The 19,602-nt window shown below is 59.8% G+C and carries 21 protein-coding genes; 8 read left to right on the top strand and 13 right to left on the bottom strand.

Features of this window, described 5'->3' with window-relative positions:
- Nucleotides 1–9: 9 nt before the first annotated feature.
- Both galK and G547_RS0104910 read right to left on the bottom strand, forming a co-directional pair.
- A complete protein-coding gene (galK, locus tag G547_RS0104915; RefSeq protein WP_245573354.1) occupies nucleotides 10–1,191 on the bottom strand; it encodes a galactokinase in 1,182 nt (393 codons plus the stop codon).
- Nucleotides 1,192–1,370: 179 nt separating this feature from the next.
- Complete coding sequence (locus G547_RS0104910) at nucleotides 1,371–1,745, bottom strand: diacylglycerol kinase (protein ID WP_027328881.1); 375 nt, start codon at nucleotides 1,743–1,745, stop codon at nucleotides 1,371–1,373.
- 150 nt (nucleotides 1,746–1,895) lie between these two features.
- Here G547_RS0104910 and G547_RS0104905 point away from each other — a divergent pair, with 150 nt between their 5' ends.
- Together G547_RS0104905 and G547_RS0104900 are read left to right on the top strand one after the other, a co-directional pair.
- Nucleotides 1,896–2,447, top strand: coding sequence for a phosphatase PAP2 family protein (locus tag G547_RS0104905; RefSeq protein ID WP_051234829.1), 552 nt, complete (start codon nucleotides 1,896–1,898; stop codon nucleotides 2,445–2,447).
- Nucleotides 2,444–3,511 (top strand): MJ1255/VC2487 family glycosyltransferase, encoded by a 1,068-nt coding sequence (locus G547_RS0104900; RefSeq protein ID WP_027328879.1) that lies wholly within the window; start codon nucleotides 2,444–2,446, stop codon nucleotides 3,509–3,511. The genes G547_RS0104905 and G547_RS0104900 overlap by 4 nt, the downstream gene beginning before the upstream one ends.
- Nucleotides 3,512–3,520: 9 nt before the next feature.
- Here G547_RS0104900 and arfB read toward each other — a convergent pair whose 3' ends face one another.
- From arfB to rpoE, 5 genes are all read right to left on the bottom strand, one after another.
- The gene (gene arfB, locus G547_RS0104895; RefSeq protein WP_027328878.1) at nucleotides 3,521–3,934 is read right to left on the bottom strand and encodes an alternative ribosome rescue aminoacyl-tRNA hydrolase ArfB; all 414 of its coding nucleotides are present in this window, start codon (nucleotides 3,932–3,934) and stop codon (nucleotides 3,521–3,523) included.
- Between the two features lie 10 nt (nucleotides 3,935–3,944).
- Nucleotides 3,945–4,406: a SoxR reducing system RseC family protein gene (locus G547_RS0104890; protein WP_027328877.1), complete on the bottom strand. Its 462-nt coding sequence runs from the start codon at nucleotides 4,404–4,406 to the stop codon at nucleotides 3,945–3,947.
- Between the two features lie 52 nt (nucleotides 4,407–4,458).
- Complete coding sequence (locus G547_RS20190) at nucleotides 4,459–5,415, bottom strand: MucB/RseB C-terminal domain-containing protein (protein WP_157209787.1); 957 nt, start codon at nucleotides 5,413–5,415, stop codon at nucleotides 4,459–4,461.
- 3 nt (nucleotides 5,416–5,418) lie between these two features.
- Nucleotides 5,419–6,090: a sigma-E factor negative regulatory protein gene (locus G547_RS0104880; RefSeq protein WP_027328876.1), complete on the bottom strand. Its 672-nt coding sequence runs from the start codon at nucleotides 6,088–6,090 to the stop codon at nucleotides 5,419–5,421.
- A gap of 144 nt (nucleotides 6,091–6,234) precedes the next feature.
- Nucleotides 6,235–6,819, bottom strand: a complete 585-nt coding sequence (rpoE, locus tag G547_RS0104875; RefSeq protein ID WP_027328875.1) for an RNA polymerase sigma factor RpoE — start codon at nucleotides 6,817–6,819, stop codon at nucleotides 6,235–6,237.
- A gap of 393 nt (nucleotides 6,820–7,212) precedes the next feature.
- Between rpoE and nadB the strand changes: the two genes are divergently transcribed.
- Nucleotides 7,213–8,835, top strand: a complete 1,623-nt coding sequence (gene nadB / locus G547_RS0104870) for an L-aspartate oxidase (protein WP_027328874.1) — start codon at nucleotides 7,213–7,215, stop codon at nucleotides 8,833–8,835.
- On the opposite strand, the gene G547_RS0104865 is transcribed toward nadB, so the two are convergent.
- The 3 genes from G547_RS0104865 to G547_RS0104855 form a co-directional block, all read right to left on the bottom strand.
- Nucleotides 8,832–9,242 carry a protein YgfX gene (locus G547_RS0104865; protein ID WP_027328873.1) on the bottom strand — a complete coding sequence of 137 codons (411 nt, stop codon included), beginning with the start codon at nucleotides 9,240–9,242 and terminating at the stop codon, nucleotides 8,832–8,834. The genes nadB and G547_RS0104865 overlap by 4 nt on opposite strands.
- A 34-nt stretch (nucleotides 9,243–9,276) precedes the next feature.
- Nucleotides 9,277–9,525, bottom strand: coding sequence for an FAD assembly factor SdhE (locus tag G547_RS0104860; RefSeq protein ID WP_027328872.1), 249 nt, complete (start codon nucleotides 9,523–9,525; stop codon nucleotides 9,277–9,279).
- A gap of 81 nt (nucleotides 9,526–9,606) precedes the next feature.
- Nucleotides 9,607–10,920: a GGDEF domain-containing protein gene (locus tag G547_RS0104855; protein ID WP_169449426.1), complete on the bottom strand. Its 1,314-nt coding sequence runs from the start codon at nucleotides 10,918–10,920 to the stop codon at nucleotides 9,607–9,609.
- A 296-nt stretch (nucleotides 10,921–11,216) separates the two neighbouring features.
- Here G547_RS0104855 and ygfZ point away from each other — a divergent pair, with 296 nt between their 5' ends.
- Together ygfZ and G547_RS0104845 are read left to right on the top strand one after the other, a co-directional pair.
- Complete coding sequence (ygfZ, locus tag G547_RS0104850) at nucleotides 11,217–12,140, top strand: CAF17-like 4Fe-4S cluster assembly/insertion protein YgfZ (RefSeq protein ID WP_027328870.1); 924 nt, start codon at nucleotides 11,217–11,219, stop codon at nucleotides 12,138–12,140.
- Between the two features lie 73 nt (nucleotides 12,141–12,213).
- On the top strand, nucleotides 12,214–13,050 hold the full coding sequence (locus G547_RS0104845) for an HDOD domain-containing protein (protein WP_027328869.1): 837 nt from the start codon (nucleotides 12,214–12,216) through the stop codon (nucleotides 13,048–13,050).
- A gap of 46 nt (nucleotides 13,051–13,096) precedes the next feature.
- Here G547_RS0104845 and G547_RS0104840 read toward each other — a convergent pair whose 3' ends face one another.
- Together G547_RS0104840 and G547_RS20185 are read right to left on the bottom strand one after the other, a co-directional pair.
- Nucleotides 13,097–14,356, bottom strand: coding sequence for a valine--pyruvate transaminase (locus G547_RS0104840; protein WP_027328868.1), 1,260 nt, complete (start codon nucleotides 14,354–14,356; stop codon nucleotides 13,097–13,099).
- Nucleotides 14,357–14,362: 6 nt separating this feature from the next.
- Nucleotides 14,363–15,658: a YihY family inner membrane protein gene (locus tag G547_RS20185; protein ID WP_051234827.1), complete on the bottom strand. Its 1,296-nt coding sequence runs from the start codon at nucleotides 15,656–15,658 to the stop codon at nucleotides 14,363–14,365.
- A 194-nt stretch (nucleotides 15,659–15,852) separates the two neighbouring features.
- Here G547_RS20185 and wrbA point away from each other — a divergent pair, with 194 nt between their 5' ends.
- The 3 genes from wrbA to sppA are packed head-to-tail and all read left to right on the top strand — an operon-like array spanning nucleotide 15,853 to nucleotide 18,840.
- Nucleotides 15,853–16,464: an NAD(P)H:quinone oxidoreductase gene (gene wrbA, locus G547_RS0104830; RefSeq protein WP_027328867.1), complete on the top strand. Its 612-nt coding sequence runs from the start codon at nucleotides 15,853–15,855 to the stop codon at nucleotides 16,462–16,464.
- Between the two features lie 11 nt (nucleotides 16,465–16,475).
- Nucleotides 16,476–16,910, top strand: coding sequence for a DUF2069 domain-containing protein (locus G547_RS22510; protein ID WP_051234825.1), 435 nt, complete (start codon nucleotides 16,476–16,478; stop codon nucleotides 16,908–16,910).
- A 37-nt stretch (nucleotides 16,911–16,947) separates the two neighbouring features.
- Entirely contained in the window at nucleotides 16,948–18,840 is a 1,893-nt protein-coding gene (gene sppA / locus G547_RS20175) for a signal peptide peptidase SppA (protein WP_051234823.1), read from the top strand.
- A gap of 36 nt (nucleotides 18,841–18,876) precedes the next feature.
- On the opposite strand, the gene G547_RS20170 is transcribed toward sppA, so the two are convergent.
- The gene (locus tag G547_RS20170) at nucleotides 18,877–19,587 is read right to left on the bottom strand and encodes a UbiA family prenyltransferase (RefSeq protein WP_051234821.1); all 711 of its coding nucleotides are present in this window, start codon (nucleotides 19,585–19,587) and stop codon (nucleotides 18,877–18,879) included.
- Between the last annotated feature and the right edge of the window lie 15 nt (nucleotides 19,588–19,602).

Raw genomic sequence — 19,602 nt, 5'->3', positions numbered from 1 at the left:
TGTAGCGTATTAAGCGCCGTCTAGCCACGCCAACCCTGCCTCAGCAAAGGCGCCATCACTGGCTTTGGCGGGAATCAAACGTGCCTTGCATCCGGTGCGCGCCGAGTACTCCGCTTCCACAGCAGCCTCTAGCGCCGGCAGATCTTCCTCGCGGGCGAGGGCAATGACGCAACCACCGAAGCCGCCTCCGGTCATGCGAACGCCCGCCTGGCCCCGCGCGGCTCGGGCGAGAATGGAAACCAGAGTATCAATGGCCGGTGTGGTGATATCGAAGTCGTCACGCATCGAGCGATGAGACTCCATCATCACCGTCGCCAGCGTCGCCATATCCCCGTCCCGCAGGGCGTCGGCGGCACGCAGCGTTCGTTCATTCTCACTGAGAACGTGGTGTGCCCTCTGGAACAAGACCGGCTCGAGTTTTCCGTGAGCGGATACCAGCTGCTCCAGGGTCACATCGCGCAGGCTCTCAGCGCCAAAGAAGGCGGCGGCCGACTCGCACTGTTCGCGGCGCAGATTGTATTCACTGTCTACCAGCCCCCGGCTTACGCCGCTTTCCACAATCAGCATCGCCCAGCCGTCAGGAATGGGGACCGAACGGGTCTCCAGGGACCGGCAGTCAATCAGAAGCGCATTGCCGGCCCGCCCTTGGGCACTGACCAGTTGATCCATGATGCCGCAGTTACAGCCAACGAACTGGTTCTCGGCCTGTTGCCCCAACTGGGCGGCCCGCTCCGAAGTAATCGGCTCTTCACTCAAGGCGGTCAACGCCCGAATCAGCGCCATCTCCAACGCGGCGGAGCTGCTCAAGCCTGCACCCGGGGGCACATTGCCATGTATGAGCAGGTCGGCCCCACAAAGCCGGTAGCCATCGGCCAGAAGTGCCTGGACCACACCACGCAGGTAGTCGGACCAGGGGGAGACCGGGTCGTTTTCCATGGGCTGATCCAGGGAGAAGCGGACAGATTGACCCTGAAAATCCAGAGCGGTGGCACAAATCAAACGGTCTTCCCGGGGCGCGGCAGCGACGGCGTTAACGTAATCAATGGCGGCGGGGAGGACAAAGCCGTCATTGTAATCCGTATGTTCACCAATCAGATTGACCCGCCCGGGGGCCCTGGCCAGGATGGACGCCGGGCGCTGATACTGCGCTTCAAATTGCTCTACCAGAATGTGGCTATCGATATCGGGCACTGCTCTGTCTCCGCCGACGGCAACCACCGGATAGCCCACACAGGGCCTGAAGTCGTGTCGAGAACCCACTGCACGACGCCGATCGTCAACCGTATTATTTATCAGATAATTAAACAGAGCCCAATTTACCCGAATCGAAAAGCCGACACAAGATCAAATCGCCAGATGGGGAGAGAACGTCAATGACTCAGCCGCTCCCACAGAAAAGACCCCCAGATAATCCCCAGAAGTATCAGACTGAGTAGAACCAGAGCAGAGCCCATATCTTTGGCGCGCCCGGCCAGCACATGGATTTCATCCCCGGTTCGGTCGATGGCCGCCTCAACCGCGGAGTTGGCCATCTCGGCCATCAGCACCCAGAAGAGGCTGGAGATCAACAAAAGCCGCTCGAGCATTCCCTCCCCCAACCAAAAAGCCAGGGGCATCAGAACCAGGGCCAGGAACACCTCCTGGCGAAAGGCGGCCTCAAACCGCCACGCCGCCGCGAAGCCGCGCATGGAGTAACCGAAGGCGTCTACGATCCGGCTGAGGCCGGTTTTACCGGGTTTGGGCATTGATGTCTCCAGAGGGTCTTCAAAACGCGCTTACGGTAGCGGATTGTCATGAGGATGAGAATGCCGTCTTTCACGCTGTCATATAAGATTCACAACGGAATGATATCAATAGACACGTCGAAGGCTAATGCCAATGTAAGGCGGTGTCCTATGAACAGTCTGTTTGAACGCGTCCATCGGCTCGATACGCTCGCTTTTCTCTGGCTGCACGTCACCAAGCGCTTTCCCTACCGCAAGTCGGTACGGTGGATCTCGCGAACCGGGGACGGCCACCTCTACGTTCTGGCGGCCATCGCCATCGCCCTGATGGAGCCCCAAAGCGGAACGGCTTTCGTGATGGCCGGGGCGATTGCTTATACCCTGGATGTCAGCCTGTACCTGGTGCTCAAAAATGCCATCAAGCGAGACCGGCCGGCGATGAAAATCGACTTCTACGAAGCCTGGATCACGCCGTCGGACCAGTTCAGTTTTCCTTCCGGCCACACGGCAGCGGCCTTTCTGTTCGCCGCATTGATCGCGAGCTTCTACCCGGCCTTCGCCCTACCCTGTTATCTCTGGGCCAGCCTTATCGGTGCCAGCCGCGTACTGCTCGGGGTGCACTACCCGAGCGATATCGCCGCCGGGGCACTGCTCGGTTCTGGCGCAGCCCTGGTCGGGCTCTACCTGGCGCCGCTGTTACGGTCCACTCCAGGAGTTTTATGAAAATTTTGTACGGCGTTCAGGGCACGGGCAACGGTCACACCACCCGCGCCCGGATTATGGCCAAAGCGCTGGCCGAACAAGGCGTAGAAGTGGATTGGGTATTTTCCGGGCGCGCCCCTGAAGACTACTTCGATATGGACATTTTCGGGGATTACCAGTGTTTTCGCGGGCTCACGTTCGTCACCACCCACGGTCGCGTGCGCTACGGGCAGACCCTGCTCAGCAGCCATTTACGCCGACTCTATCGCGACATCCGCTCGCTGGATGTCAGCCAATACGATTTACTCATCAACGATTTTGAGCCGGTCACCGCCTGGGCCGCCCGACGGGCGGGGCTCCCCAGTATCGGTCTGTCACACCAATGTGCTTTTCTTCACCCGATTCCCAAACGTGGGGAGAACCTGTTCGTGCGCTGGTTCATGCGTAACTTTGCGCCGGTGGAGAAAGCCATCGGCTTGCATTGGCATCACTTCAACCAGCCCATTCTACCGCCGTTGATCGAACCATCGAACTACCCCAACGAGTGTCGGACCAACCAGTGTCTGGTGTACCTTCCCTTCGCGCAGCCCGAGGATATCGTGCCGCAACTGCGGGCCTTTCCCAACACTCAGTTTTACGTCTACCAGCAAGTCCCGGAAGCAACGGACGAGGGACACATCCACATTCGTCCCTTTTCCCGCGAAGGGTTTCAGGCCGACCTGCATCGGTGCGAGAGCGTTATCTGCAGTGCCGGATTTGAACTACCGAGCGAAGCGATACAACTGGGGAAGAAACTGTTGGTTCAGCCCGTAGTGGGGCAAATGGAGCAGCAGTCCAATGCCTTTGCGTTGAGCCAACTGGGTTACGGCGCTGTAGCGCAGGTACTGACAGAACAGGCCATCGGGGACTGGCTGGCCATGCCGCGACCACGACCGGTGAACTACCCCGCTGTCGCCCAGGCGCTGGCGCAATGGCTCACCTCCGGCGAAGGGGAAGGTTTCGACACCTTAAGGGACAGACTGTGGCGTGAAGTACCTGAGCCGGAGTCCAGGCTGAACGTGGAAGCCACAGTCAGCGCTGGTTGACGACCGCCCTCACCAGCTGATTTTACCGCGCTTTTGCTTGATGGAGCCACGGTGGGTTTTGCGGTCCATTCGTCGTTGGCGGGCCGCCTTGGACGGGCGGGTCGAGCGACGCTTTTTGGGCTGGTGACTCGCCCTGGCCACCAACTCCGCCAGACGATCGAGCGCATCAGCCCGGTTTTTCTCCCAGGTCCGAAAGCGCTGAGCTTTGATCACTACCACCCCGTCGGTGGTCAGCCGCTGGTCGCTGGTCTGCAACAGGCGCTCTTTGACTTCATCGGGAAGCGAAGAGGCCCGCACATCAAAGCGCAAGTGGGTTGCACTGTTCACCTTATTGACATTCTGGCCACCGGCACCCTGGGCGCGGATGGCCGTCAATTCGATCTCGTGTTCGGGGATAGCGAGGTTGGCGGTTACTGACAGCATGGCACCGCCCTCAGGAAGGAAGCACAGTAACCGGCTGGCGGTCGTCCAGCAATACCGGCTGCAACCGGCGATCATGGCGGGTTTGGTGGGCCCGCCAGCGCACCAACGCACCACCGCCCAGCAAGCCCACCAGGGCACCCAGCGCGCTCAGCCCATCCGAAGCCCACCATTGCTGGGCCAGCCCGGCACCCAGGATCATGGCAAGCAACGGCACCAGGTAAACGAACAGCGAGCCCCGAACGACGACGGTTTCGGGCACCCCGATCTGAATTTCCTCGCCGAGGTGGTAGTCTTCTGAGTTGCGCCCTTCCAGCAGCACCCACAGGTAGCTGGTATGGCCCATCAGACGGGACATCAGGCTCTGACCACAACCTTTTTGCGCCGCACAGCTGCCACAGGTGGACTGCTGAATAGTTTCCACCCACAGACCGTCCTGCTCCACAGCGACAATACGCCCGGTTTCGGTGATCATAGAAAAGCCTCAAATCAATCGGTCAAGCCGCCCCGGTCGTTGCGGGGCTCACTCAGGGAGTCTCGGCAGCTTCGCTCGTCGATCGGCCGTGGTGGCCGATTGGCTGGATGCCTCGGGCCAGCTGTTCCGCAACGCCACCGGGGATTTCGCCCACCACGGTCACCCGGTAATAGGCGTCGCCGGCCTCCAGTTGCCCCATGAAAGCCGAAATGGCCCCGCGCTGAGCCCGCCCCTCCAGGTTCAAGGTTCGGCTGCCCAGCGGTTGTAGGAAAACGGAGAAGCTGGCAAGGCCATCAGTGTACATCAACATGCTGATGTTATCCGATAGCTGTCGCTCCCCGGAGTAGACAAACCCCGGCGGAAGCCAATTCAGAGCCCATCGGGCGGGTTCTTCGCGGGTTCCACCCGCGCAGTTTCCGATATCAGGCTCGGAGGTTTGCGCCTGCAGGGTCCACTGTTCCACGTTCGGGTCCAGGTCGAGTTCCACAAACTGGAAGCGCTCAAGTAGGCGCTGATGTTCATCAAACAGAAGGGATTTAAGTAGCAGACCGGTTTCCTGGTCGAGCCCCAACAGATAACCGTAACGGAGTTGGTCTCTCGGGCGGACTTCGACAATGGTGACGGAGCGCCCGGCGATGCGGTCTTCTCCCCGCACGGTTAGCTGGTAAAAGCGATCCAGCCTCGCCACATCGTCGGCCGACGTATCGGGGTGAAGCAGACGATACCCAGTGGTGTGGCACAGCAGTGGGTCGCCCAGCTGCCTTACCGCCCCCTCGGGCCCATTGAGATATTCCAGACGCTCGTGAACCTTGCCTCCTTCCACCCAGTGCTGCACTCGAAAGCTTTCCATCTCGCTTCGGTGCTCATAGGTAAAAGTGCCTTCGTAGTCCAGCGTCTGGCGGGCTTGCTCCATACGCTGCAACAACGCCAACGGATCGTCATTGCTGGCCCAAGTGTAACTGGAGGCCAGCAGCAACAGTACAACAACAGTGCAACTCGGCCTCAACAAAAATCACTCCTCTGCGTCAGTCGTAACCCGGGCATAGGGCAGCACGCCCTGATTACTGTTACGCACCGCATGGCCACTGTGCGCGCGCATCAACTCGTTGAGGTAGGCCCGAATTTCCTCGGAGGGCACCTGCCCAGAGTCGACGCGGACCGGAACGAATATCACCTCTCTGGAAGGATGGCTGGCCGGCTCATAACCACTCTCCTGACTGACCGTGCGGGCCAGCGGTAAGGAGGGCGGCTGGTACCCGGCCGGCAGGGAAATGGTCTGGCTGCGACCCACATCGTTGTCATCGGCTTGCGGCGCGGAGATATCGGCATCCGCCACCGCCGTTTGTTGGGTGTCACCGGGGTACTGCTGAACACCGATCAATACCGCACCGGCCACCGATGCGGCGACGGCCACCTGGCCGATTTTCTGCCACCAGTGACGCTGCGGGGCCTCCAGCACCGCCTCACTTTCAAGCGCCGCACTGATCCCCTCCGCAAACCCGGATGGAGCCATAGCGCCCAGTTCGCGGCGCATCGCCGCACCCGCCAGTTGATAGCGGCTCCAGCGTGCTTTCAGCTCCTCATCCTCTGCCTTCAGCAGCCGGCGAACCTCCAACTCGGAGGCTTCACCGTCAACCAGCGCCGACAGGGATTCGTAGAGGGAGTGATTGCTTTGTTCAGTCATCGCGCGTGTACCTTCAAGATGCGACTTCAATAATGCCCTCAAGCGCTTGTGCGTCTTTCGGACCTCCGACCTTTCATGGAATCAGACTGGTCTGTTCAGGAAAGGTTCAGCTAAAGACCAAAAAATCTTAACAAACATTTACGACTACGCCATCAGCGGCTGAATACAGCGATCGATGGCCTCCCGAGCCCGGAATATCCTCGACCGGACGGTCCCCACCGGGCAGTCCATGATCGCTGCAATGTCCTCATAGCTGAGACCTTCCATTTCCCGCAGAGTCACGGCAGTGCGTAAATCTTCGGGCAAATCGCGAATCGCCTTGTCCAGCACGGCCTGCAATTGGTCGCGCATGAGGCTGTGCTCCGGGGTGTCGATGTCTTTCAGAGCCTCGCTGCCGGTATAGAACTCGGCCTCGTCCACCTCGACATCGCTGGCCGGTGGACGACGGTTGCGCGCCACCAGGTGATTTTTGGCGGTGTTGATGGCAATCCGGTACAGCCAGGTGTAAAAAGCGCTGTCGCCCCGGAATTTGGCCAGTGCGCGATAGGCTTTGATAAAGGCTTCCTGGGCGACGTCCTGCACTTCCGCCTGATCGCGAATATAGCGTCCGATAATGGCGTAGATCTTATGCTGATACTTCACGACCAGCATGTCAAAGGCACGTTTATCGCCTTTCTGTACCCTTTCGACCAGTTGTTGATCGGTGTCCTGCGCGGAGTGCGCTGTCATCCCAAAACCCCCAAGCGGTCCGGCGCGTGAGCACCGGAGCCAAATCGTTAATCTCTTGTTGTTGGCACTTTACGTGTCGTTAGCGCTTCACATGCTTTACTCTGACTGGCCCCGTAACGCTTCCTCATGGGACGGCGCCGGTGCTCAGTTAGGCCGATTACTGACTAAAAGACTCACCAACTGAGCAAAAGTTCATAAGCGCAAGCGTCAATATTCCTCGATGATCTCTAAGACACTGACTGTGAGCCTTGCTATTATACGGGTTAATTCCGCCCAGCTCTAACCGCGGCGTTGGAAGACAATCCGCAAAACGGCAGACATCTTCCGGGATTGATCTCTCCGGGGCAAGCCGGCGTAACCGCGATCTCCCGTATCACTACAGGTAACGAGTGAATGAGTAAGCACTTCAGCAGCGACGTATTGGTCATTGGCTCCGGCGCGGCCGGGCTCACGCTTGCGCTGCAGCTCGCCCAGCACGGTCGGGTGCACGTTCTGAGCAAAAACGCCGTCAACCAGGGCTCCACCTGGTTTGCCCAGGGCGGTATCGCCGCCGTGCTCGACGATGAGGACTCAGTCGAGGCCCATGTCACCGACACGCTGAACGCCGGCGCCGGCCTGTGTCACGAGGATGCCGTGCGCTTCACCGTAGAGCGTAGCAAAGACGCCATCCGCTGGCTGATCGACCAGGGCGTGAGCTTTACCAAGGAGAGCGACAATGGCGCCTACCACCTGACCCAGGAAGGCGGACACAGCCATCGGCGCATTATTCACAGTGCAGATGCCACCGGCGAAGCCGTACACAGCACCCTGATCGACCGGATACAAGCCGAACCGAACGTCGAGGTCTTCGAGGACCATGTGGCCCTCAACCTGATCACCCAGGCGGATAAGGGCTCCTCCAGGCTGCGCTGCACCGGCGCCTACGCCCTGAGCCGAAAAGACGACCACGTTCATGTGTTTCAGGCTCGCGCCGTGGTGCTTGCCACCGGTGGGGCCAGCAAGGTGTACTTGTACACCAGCAACCCGGACAGCGCCAGCGGAGATGGCATCGCCATGGCCTGGCGCGCCGGTTGCCGGGTGGCCAACATGGAGTTCAATCAGTTCCACCCCACCTGTCTGTACCACCCCCGGGCCAAAACCTTCCTGATTACCGAAGCCCTTCGTGGTGAGGGTGCCTACTTACGGCTGCCCAGCGGCGAACGCTTTATGCCCAAGTTCGACACGCGGGAGGAGCTGGCTCCCCGGGACGTGGTCGCCCGGGCCATTGACCATGAGATGAAGCGCCTGGGGTGCGATTGCCTTTACCTGGACATCAGTCACAAACCGGCGGAATTTATCGCCGAGCATTTCCCCACCGTCAAGGCCCGGTGTCTGGAATTCGGCATCGACATTACCAAAGAGCCCATTCCTGTGGTACCGGCCGCCCATTACACCTGCGGCGGCGTCATGGTCGATCGACACGGTCAGACCGACCTGATGAATCTCTATGCCATTGGCGAGACCTCATTCACGGGCCTGCACGGCGCCAATCGTATGGCGAGCAACTCACTGCTGGAGTGCGTGGTATACGCCCAGTCGGCAGCGAACCATATCCGGGACCGTCTGCGGGAAATCGGCATACCGGAAACCGCGCCCCAGTGGGATGAATCCCGGGTTACCAACTCGGACGAGGACGTGATCATCTCCCACAATTGGGACGAGTTGCGGCGTTTTATGTGGGACTATGTCGGCATCGTGCGCACTCGCAAGCGCCTGGAGCGGGCGACCCATCGAATCAAATTGCTACAGAAGGAAATTGCCGAATACTACAGCAATTACAAAGTCAGCAGTGACCTGATCGAGTTGCGCAACCTCGCCATGGTGGCGGAGCTGATCATCCGCTCGGCCATGGTCCGCAAGGAAAGCCGCGGGCTGCACTTCTCCATGGACTACCCCGAACGCTCGCCCATCGCCAAGGACACGATTCTCGTACCCATGAACTATGCGGACCAGAATGTGATCGTCAATAAAGATTAGCCACGCCCCAAGCGCATCCACAGGCGCAACCGTCGCCGGTCATCACGGCTGGCGCAGTCGGGCAGAACGATCAGCCTGTGGCGCCTGGCGCTAGCCACCTCCCTGAGTCGGAGCACCTGCAACCAGGGCAAGACCACCTGCTCCCCCACTGCCTCAGCCGTTACTGAGCGGCTCCCCCACGACAGCGACCAACTGCCATCTTCTTCACAGGTAACCGCCTCGGGCGATGGGCTTGTCCGGGCGCGATGAAAACGCCAATACTCGGCCACCAGCAACCCCTCAAACGCCATCAGGGCAAACCAGTGAATGGCCGTGGGGCGACTGGAGATCAGCGCGAGCAGGGGTAGCAGACTCAAGGTAAGCAACACCGCACCATGGGCCAGGACCAGCCACCGAGACGGTCGCAATGGGACCCACAGGGTACTCCGTGGAGGGGTTTGATTATTGCGCGTTGATTCCAGTATTGGCTCGGACAATGTCGACAATCCTTTTCAGGTCCGGGTCCTCAGGGGCGTGGCGGTGGAGAAACCAGGCAAACAGATCCTGATCCTCAGCTTCCAGCAGTTTCCAATAGCGTTCTTTATCTTCCGGCTCCAACGTCGGGTAGACGTTTTCCAGAAAGGGCAACAGAATCAGGTCCAACTCCAGCATGCCACGGCGGCTGCCCCAAAATAGGCGGTTCTTTTCCACAAACACCTCCCCCGAAAAAGTCCGGCCAGTATAGCACCCGGCGAGCCCTCGCCTCTATACCGCCTCGAGCGCACGCCGTCCCTACCCCTCTACGGAAAGCTCCACACGATTCCGTCCGCCATCTTTGGCTCGGTAAAGCGCCGTATCGACCCGCCGAAACAGGGCATGATAATCCTCGCCTGACTGACGCACCCCCACCCCGATGCTGATGGTGACCGAATGCTCCGGCAGGGCTTCAAAACGCGTATCGGCAACCCGTTGGCGTAACTTCTCCGCCACCATTTGCGCCACCCCGCCATCGGACTCAGGCAATAGAAGCACAAACTCCTCGCCGCCCCAACGGGCCAGACGGTCACTCTGGCGCACACTGTCGGACAGGACCTCGCCCATTTGCCGCAAAATCCGGTCACCGATGTCGTGTCCGTGGGTGTCGTTGACGGACTTGAAGTGGTCGATATCGATCACCAACAGCGCTATCGTGTTTTCCGGCAGAGCGAAGAACTTTTCAATTTCCCGGGTGATTCCGTGGCGGTTCAGCAACCCGGTCAGTTGGTCGTGCTCAGACAATTCCCGATACTGCTGGCTTTCCTGGCGCAGCTCGCGATTGCGCTCCGCCACTTTCTCCGCGCGCCGTCGCTCAAGAAGCACACGCTGGCGAAGATCGTAGAGCCGATAGCTGCCAAACAGCGTCAGTACGACCACCCATGAAATGATAATGCCTGCGTACCAGCTGTCCCGGGATACCCAGTCCCCTACCAGTTCCGCGCCGTGTAACTGGGCGATATGCTCGCCGCTAGCAGCCGGGTAGGCCAGATCAATTCCAAAAGAGGTTACATGATCAAAACTGGGGCCGCTAATAGCCCGGGGAACGCTGAAGCCAGAGAGCCACCACTCCGCCACATAAAATTCATCGAGCCCGATAGAGAGCCCCTCGGGCAGAAACTCCACCGAAATCTGAGTCTGATTGAACTTGTGGGTTTCTGGGTCATCCCTTTCGGAAAAGCCGGGTTCGCGATTGCGCAGATAGTAGCGTAATGACCGACTGGCACCGGAGTAGCTTAAGTCGAGATTGAGACGATCATACTGACTGAAATCAACCCCCTGGGAATTATCTTCGCCCAGAACAATGTTGAATCCACAGAAGGCTTCGCCATGAGAATCCCTAATCTGACAGCGCCAGCGTAGCGCCTCCATATCCAGCCACTCGACGGAGTTCTTCGGATCGGCATATATGTAGGCATCGGCATCATCATTTACCAGCTGCAAGCGCTTCTCAGGCAGATACGGGTAGCCCAGCATCGCCACCACCGTGAGGACACAACCCACCAATAACCAGAAATAGGGAGACGCCACCACGGCACGGGTCACGCCTCTACGAACTATTTTGCGTCGCACAACAACTTCCACCTGCATCTGACTCAACACATCACCCGGAGCGGAACTCAGGGCGAAACAAACAGCAGTACTATCGGCCCGATCTGAATTAGTGGCCCACGTGTTTTTAAAGTTGCTTTCTTAGAATCACCATCAGCCGCTGTCGATAGACTGTTTCAATACGCTGTTGTACCTGACGCTTAGAGGACACCATCACTTGGAGCGGACGTGTTATCGTTCTATCATTCCGCTCAGCGATTTACGAATAATGGTTTAGTTTTAACACAAACCATGTGAAATTCAACCCGGAGCCCTTCATGTCAAGCAGTGCCCCATGGTTCAAACTCAACGACTGGACCGTCATGGCCGTCACCGGCCCCCAGGCCCTACCCTTTCTTCAGGGGCAGGTCACCTGCGATGTGCGCGACCTTCAGGACGGAAAATCCCGCCTTGGGGCGCATTGTACTCCCAAAGGCCGGATGCAATTCAGTTTCCGCATTCTCGCCCTGGACGAAGAGCACTTTTTACTGCGAGTTCCCACGTCCATGGTGGCCGCCGTCAAGGAGTCCCTGGGTAAATACATCCTATTCTCCAAAGCAGAGCTGACCGAGGAAGCCGGTCGCTATCAACTGCGAGGGCTCTATGGGGACGAGGCCCGCGCCACGCTTAGCGAACACCTGACCGAACCGCCGGACACCCCCGGGGACTGGCGCGCCACCCAAGACGGCTCCGTGATTCTGGCGCTGGGCGAGCAACGCTATGAATGCTGGCTCAGCGCCGAAGCCTCGCCAGGCCTTGAGCAGATTTTAGGCGCCCCGACAACCGGGGATGAATTCTGGCGGCTGCTGGACATCCGCGCGGGTATCGGTGAGGTGCTGCCGCAAACCCGGGAGCAGTTCACGCCACAAGCACTCAACTTCCCCCTGATCGGCGCGGTCAGCTTTCGCAAGGGTTGCTACACCGGCCAGGAAATCGTGGCGCGCCTGCACTACAAAGGCAAGCTCAAATCCCATATGCGCCGATTGCATGCTTCGGGCTCCCCCCCTGAGCAATGTCAGCCGGGCGTGCCCCTTCACCGGGAAGATGGCAAGAAGGCGGGGGAGCTGGTAACGGTGGCATCCGACGAACAAGGCGCTCTGGAATGCCTGGCCGTCTTGGACGACAGTGCGCTGGAGCAGACGCTATCGATTGGGGAGACTTTTTCCGCCCGTGTCGGTACATTGCCCTATACTGTCGAGTAAGCTCACCGGGAGGCTTGCCCCCCGGAAACAACACAATCGCTACCCGATCACAACAACCGAAACAGGAAGCCTCATGAGTCACGTTGTAGAGCGCGTTCGCCAAGAAATTGTGAATGCCATCAAAAACGACCAACTGGTTCTACCCACGCTGCCCGAAGTGGCCCTGAGGGTGCGGGAGGTGGCCGATGACCCCGACGCCGACCTGGACCAACTGGCCAAGGTCATCGGCAATGATGCGGCTCTGAGCGCCCGCATCGTGCGCGTGGCCAACAGCCCTCTGCTGCGTGCCAACCGCCAGATCGAGGACCTGAAAACCGCGTTGATGCGCCTGGGCATGGAATACACCTGCAACCTGGCCACCGGCCTGGCGATGGAGCAGATGTTCCAGGCCACGTCCGACCTGGTCGACCGGCGCCTTCGGGATGTCTGGATGCGCTCGAGCGAGGTGGCGGGTATCTGCCACGTGCTCTGCAAGCATTACACCAAACTGCGCCCGGATCAGGCCACGCTCGCGGGCCTGGTCCACAAGATCGGGGTACTTCCGATCCTGACCTACGCCGAAGACCATCCTTCGCTACTGGTCGACAGCCTGACCCTGGATCGTGTCATTGAGGAGCTACAGGGGCCAATAGGCGATATGATTCTGAAAGCCTGGGAGTTTCCGAAGGAGTTGATTAACGTCCCCAGTCAGCACCTGGAGTTCTCGCGCAAGGCGCCCACCGCCGACTATGCCGACATCGTGACCGTAGCGCTGCTCCAAAGCCATATGGGTGACGACTCCACGCTGGGGGAAATGGACTACGAGGAAGTGACGGCCTTCGAGCGTCTGGGCATGGACCCGGACATGCAGTCCGCAGAAGCCGAGGATCTGAGCGACGAGATGGCCGCCGCCATGATGGCTCTGCAATAGCCGGATTCACGACACCGCCGACTGGCGGGCCGCTGACGCCGGCCCGCTAGCGCCCCTCCCCATACAGCCGCCGCACCTCATCCGCGAGAATCTCCGCCCCACGTTCAATGCGCGCCGGGTCCTGACAATAAGTCACCCGCAAGCACTGGTGTTTGTGCGGCCAGTCATCCTCCAGCCCCGGAAAAAAATGTTCCCCCGGTACCACCAACACCCCACGGCGCTTCAACCGCTCGTACAGTGAGAGGCTGCTGATCGGCAGGTCCTGAAACCATAACCAGAGGAAAAAAGCGCCCTCCGGGCGATGGATCCGTACCGGCAGGCCCTGGAGTTGACGCTGGAATACGGCGAGCGCGGCCTCCATCCGGATTTTGTAAAAAGGCTGGATCACCTGCGGCCCCAACGTCGTCAATTGCCCGCGCACCAGCAACTGCTGCGCCAACGCCGGCCCGAGATTGCCGCAGGCGAGACTCATGACCGTATTGGCGTTGGTAAAGGCGTTAATCACTTCCGGGTTGGCCACGACGATGCCTGTTCTGGCCCCCGGCAGCCCCAGCTTGGAAAGGCTCATCACCAGAATGGTATTCTCATTCCAGAACGGTTGTACCGAACGGTAGGTAATATCGGGGAAAGGCGCCCCGTAAGCCACATCGAGAATGAGCGGGACCTGCGCATCGCGCGCGCGTTCATCCAGGCGTGCCAACTCCTCATCCGAGACAAGATTGCCGGTCGGGTTGGTGGGGCGTGACAGGCACAACGCCCCCACTTCCTGATCCAGTTGCAGACGGTCAAAATCAACGTGGTACTTGAAAAGGCCGTCGGGCAAATTCTCTATCGCCGGGCGGTTGGCACGGAAAAGGCCCGGGGCGAGACCGACATCGGAATACCCCAGGTACTCCGGGACCAGAGGCAATAGCACCCGACGGTTTTCTCCATCCCTACCCTGGCCGGCCAGCAGGTTGAACAGCACAAAGAACGCCGACTGACTGCCGTTGGAGAGCGCCAGGTTGGCGCGGGAAACCGGCCAGCCACAGTGGCGGCGCAACTCCTGCGCCAAGGTGTCGAGGAACTCGGGATCCCCCTGAGGTGGCTGGTAGACGCCGAGCATGGGCCGGCGCACCGCCGGGTCGTTCATCGCCCCCTGCAGGGCATCTTCCAGGGCCGCCTCCACCTCGGGGATGGCCGCCGGATTCCCGCCCCCCATGAAGATCATATCCGGGTTGACCCGCAGCGCATCCCCCAGATCTTCCATGAGGGTCACAATCCCCGCATTACTCGTCATCTTCTCGCCGAACATCGATAACCGCATGAGCCGCTAAACCTCCACCGATGAGCCAGAGGACTTGTCGCTTTTTTCTTTCGCTCCCGGGCTCTCTTCGCTTTCAAACAGCTCGGCGAAGGTCATATCCAACTGCTCATGAGAAAACCGTTCAATGCTTTCCAGCCGGCGGTATAGCACCGGATACCAGGGCAGCTTATCCAGCCCCCGTGAGGGTTCGGGCAACACGCGCGGCAAATCCAGCAGGGCCGCCAGCTCCGATACCCGGCGGTGGTGCAGATCCCGGCAGAGCACGAAATCGTCCTGATTGGTGACCGCGATCCAGTTCTTTTTCTGCAGCGCTTCGCGAATGCGCTGCCACTGATCGGTCGACAGCCCCAACGCCAACAACTCGCTGCTTTCCAGCCCCCGACCGTCCAAACTGCGGCGATAAAAATGCCAGAGCACCACCGTGGCCGCCACCAGGTCCGGATAACCGCGATCGCGCAGGGAGATCTGATAAATACCAATGGTGTGGACCAACACCGCCCCCGAGAGAATAACCAGCCAGGTCAGATTCACCCAAAGCAGGAACAGCGGCACGATGGCAAAGGCGCCGTAGATGGAGCTGAGAGCGGAGTTCGCCACAATCACCCCGAAGACCGCCTTCAGCACTTCGAACACAAACCCCGTCGTGACGCCTCCGATAATGGCATGCTTGAGAGGCACCTTGCAGTTGGGAACCGCCGCGAACAACAAGGTAAAAGTGGCCGAGGTCAACAACCAGGGGGTGAACTCGAATATCCAGGTAATCCAGCCCAGGACCTGATAGCCGTCCATCAGCAGCCGCAGTGACACCAGGTAGGTACTCATGGCCAGGCCAATACCGAGCAGCAGCGGCCCAAGGCTCAGCACCGCCCAGTACAGAAGAAACTTGGAAATGCCCCGGCGCCCTTTCACGATGCCCCAGACGGCGTTGAAGTTCTTTTCGATATTGGCGAGCATGAAGTAGGCAGACGCCACCAGGAAAATGACGCCCACAATGGTCAGCCGGCGCGCCTGCTGGGAGAAGTTCTGTAAATGCCCGAGCAACTCCTGACCGGTTTCGGGTACCATATTGGCGAAGATCAGCGCTTGCACCTCTTCGCCCAGACCCTGAAACGCGGGAATAGCGGAAAACATGGAGTAGGTGACGGTCATCAGTGGCACCAACGCGAACAAGGTTACGTAGGTCAACTGAGCCGCACTCTTCATGCAGTCAGTATCGCGCACCTGGCGTTGCATCATCTGGAGAAACTGCCAGAACAGCCGAGCATAATGGCGCCGGTTTTCCGCTTGAAACAAATCCCGCATAAACGACAATCCTGTGTGTCAGACCCCGACAATATTGAGGCCAATAATGACCACACTGTACCACAACACCCCCTGGGGACAGGCTCCAACCGAGGATGCTCGGCGCCGTTGTGGGTCCTGCGGCGAGGCAAGTATAGTGCACAGTGGCGGCGAGACCCGCCAGGCCGAAACGCTCACCACCGGGACCTGAACGCATGCCCTACATTCTGATTCTCTACTACAGCCGCACGGGCGCCACTCGCGCCATGGCGCAGCAGATCGCCCGCGGGGTAAACCGCGCCGGGGGCTTTGAAGCGCGATTGCGCACCGTCCCCCCGGTTTCCGCCGACACCGAGGCCAGCGCTGCGGCGGTACCCGACAGCGGTGCGCCCTACGTTACCCTGGAAGACCTCAAGCACTGCTCCGGCCTGTTGTTGGGCAGCCCCACCCGGTTCGGCAACATGGCAGCCCCGTTGAAGTATTTCCTCGACAGCACCAGCAGCCTCTGGGTCAACGGTGACCTGATCGACAAACCGGCAGCCGTTTTCACCTCGACCTCCAGCCTGCACGGCGGCCAGGAAGCCACACTGCTGTCAATGATGTTACCGCTGCTGCATCAGGGTATGATTCTGGTCGGCCAGCCTTACAGCGAACCGGCCCTGACCCAGACCCGTACCGGCGGAACCCCGTACGGCGCCTCTCACTGGGCCACCGGCCCCGAACCGGAAGCACTCAGCGATGACGAAATCACGCTGTGCCAGGCCCTCGGCGAACGTCTGGCCCGGTTGGCCGGAGAGATCCAACAAAGAAAAACCAACAACGATTAGAGGAGTTCCTCATGGGAATGGCCCCCCAGGCCCCACGAGACACTGAACAGGCCCGGCACGTCCGCCAAAAACTCTGGCTGGCGCGGACCACGGTTCTGACCTGTTTCAGTGCCCTGCTCATCCTGTTTACGGTACTGACGCTGATTCAGACCGAGCCTCAATGGAAGCTATGGCTGGTACAGGTCATCCCGTTGGCAATCTTTATTCCCGGCCTCTGGCGCGGGCACCATCGCACCTACAGCTGGCTGTGCTTTGTGATTCTGATCTATTTCACCTGGTCCGTGGCCAACACGATTTCACCCCTGTCCTACTGGCGCGACTATCTGGTGGTCACATTGAGCGTGATACTCTTTATCGGCGCCATGATGGCCAGCCGCTGGCGCCAACAATGGTGGCTATGGGAAACAACGGCAAGAGACTCCGGCTCTACAACAACCGACGCCTGAATGCTGAACGACGACTTTGACAACAAGGAATAGCACCGTGCGCTACGACGATACCCCCTACAACGACCACACCGAGCGCCCTCGCAAGCCGGGGCCGATCCGGCGTTTTTTCCGCTTTCTGGGGCGAGCCATCAATTGGCTGAGGGTCACACTCAGCAATCTGATTTTCCTGCTGATCCTGCTGTTCATCGTGTTCGCCCTGACCAGCTCCGAAGAACCCCTGGTTCTGCCGGATTCATTTGCCCTGACGCTTTCACCCAGCGGTTTTCTGGTGGATGAAGAGAGCTACGTCGCCCCCGTGGAAATGTTGATGAACGGCAGCAACGAGTCGTTTGAAACCCCCGTGCGCGACCTGGTCAAAGCCATCGACAGCGGCCGACAGGACCCACGGGTCTCCGCGCTGGTTCTGGAACTGGACGATATGCTCGGCGGGGGCATCAGCAAGCTCGAGGAAATCGGAGCGGCTCTGGGGCGGTTCAAGGAAACCGACAAACCCATCATCGCCACGGGCAGCCTGTATACCCAGGAACAGTACTACCTCGCCAGCTACGCCGATGAAATCTACATTGACCCGATGGGCTCCATCCTCCTCACCGGGTATTCCAACTACCGCACCTACTTCAAGGATGCGATCGACAAACTGGCGATCAACTTCCACGTCTTTCGCGTCGGCCAGTACAAGGATTTCGTCGAGCCCTACATCCGCAACTCCATGTCTCCGGCCTCTCGCGAGCACAACAGCGAGTGGCTCAACCAGCTCTGGGGCGTCTACACCAGCCGCGTGGAAGCGCAGCGACAACTGCCCAGCGGCGCCATTAACGACTACATCAGCCAAATGGACTCACTGCTCAAGGCGGTGGAGGGAGACAGCGCCCAACTGGCCCTGGACTCCAAGCTCGTGGACGGCATCCAGTCCCACCGGGAACGGGAGCAGATGCTGGTGGAGCGCTTCGGCCACAGCCAGCAGGGCGAAGGGTACAACGGCATCGGCTACCAGACGTTTCTCGCCGATACCGATCGCCGGCAAAGCAAAGAAGCCGACGGAAAAGTGGGCCTGATTCTCGCCACCGGCACCATTCAAACCGGCGAGCAGCCCGAGGGCAGCATCGGAAGTGAAACCTTCATCCAACGGCTACAACAGGTGCGGGAGGACCCGTCCATCAAAGCGGTCGTGATTCGTATCGACAGTGGTGGCGGCAGCGCCTACGCCTCAGAGGTGATCCGCAGCGAAATCGAAGCCCTGCGGGCGGAAGGGATGCCGGTACTGGTATCCATGGGGAGCATGGCCGCCTCCGGAGGGTACTGGATGGCCATGGGCGCCGATGAGGTCTGGGCCACGCCCACCACGCTGACCGGCTCCATCGGCGTGTTCGGCGCGATTCCCACCTTCGAGGAAAGTCTGGATAAGATTGGCATCAACGTCGATGGCGTCGGGACCACCCCGCTGGCGGGCGCCATGCGTCTGGACCGCACCCTGACCCCACAAGCGAAAGCCATTGTGCAACAGACCATCAATCACATTTACGACGAGTTCACCAGCATGGTGGCCGAAGCCCGCGGCCTGACGCAGGAGCGCGTCGACCAGTTGGCTCAGGGCCGGGTCTGGACCGGTGCTACCGCACACGAACTGGGGCTGGTCGATCAACTCGGCAGCCTCAAAGAAACCATCGCTGCCGCCGCGAGCCACGCGGAGATGGACGCTTACGAGGTGCGCGTGATTACCCGGCCGCTGTCGCCCTTCGAGCAACTGGCCCGGCAGATCAGCCGGAGCTCGGTCAGCGCCTTTTTGCCGCAAGTGCAACAAAGCCAGTGGCTCTCTCAAGACCTGAAACGGCAACTGGCGCCCCTACTCGAACCTCTGAGGGCATTGAGCGAACTGGACGATCCGCGCGCAGTTTACGCCCGGTGTATGGAATGTCTGGCGCCTTGAATTATTGACGTTTCAGGGGCGTAAGGCCGGGGCGAGTCAATCGCCCCGGACATACCGCTGGCTCAACCGGGTCAGCAACGTCGCCGCCACGCCCACCAGAAGCCATATGGGGTCGAGCAGGACGGCCAGAAAAAGACCGTCGACAATCCCCATACCGGCAATCATCCAGGGAATGACCGGGAAACCGAAACTCTTACCGCGGCTGTTTTCCCAACGGGCCACCACGGTCACCGACAGGGTATAGAGCGTCTGGATGCCACCGGCCAACCAGACCAGGGCCGGCACCTCCCCGATCAGCGCCACTGCGGTCACGGCGTAGACGCCCAGACGGGTCAACGCCATCAGAAAGACCGTGCTCCAGTGCTTTTTGTGCAGCCAGTCATACAGAAAAATAACCACCAGCAACGCCAGCCCCGCCAAAGGCGCGCGGTGATCCGGCGCAAAAAACAGACAAACAAAGCCCGCTGCAAACAGCCCAATCACAATGCTGAACACCTGCCGCGAGGTGACCCGCCCCGAGGGGATGGGCCGATAGGGCTGGTGCTGAGTATCCCAGTCCCGGTCACAATAATCGTTGAGGGCCATCCCGCCGGCATAGAAAAACGACAACGCCAGAAGAATCAGGCCGATGGTATAGGTGCCGCCCACCATCGCACTGACGATCACCGCGGTGGTCAGCACATTCATCCAGACGGTCGGCAGATTGCTGACCCGGCAGAGGGTCAGCAGAGTTTTTACAGAAGGCATGGCGCTCTCTTATTG

It is taken from the genome of Marinimicrobium agarilyticum DSM 16975, assembly GCF_000423345.1.
Classification (GTDB): Bacteria; Pseudomonadota; Gammaproteobacteria; order Pseudomonadales; family Cellvibrionaceae; genus Marinimicrobium; species Marinimicrobium agarilyticum.
Note: the sequence above shows the minus strand (reverse complement) of the source record. Positions and strands in the feature narration are given on the sequence as shown.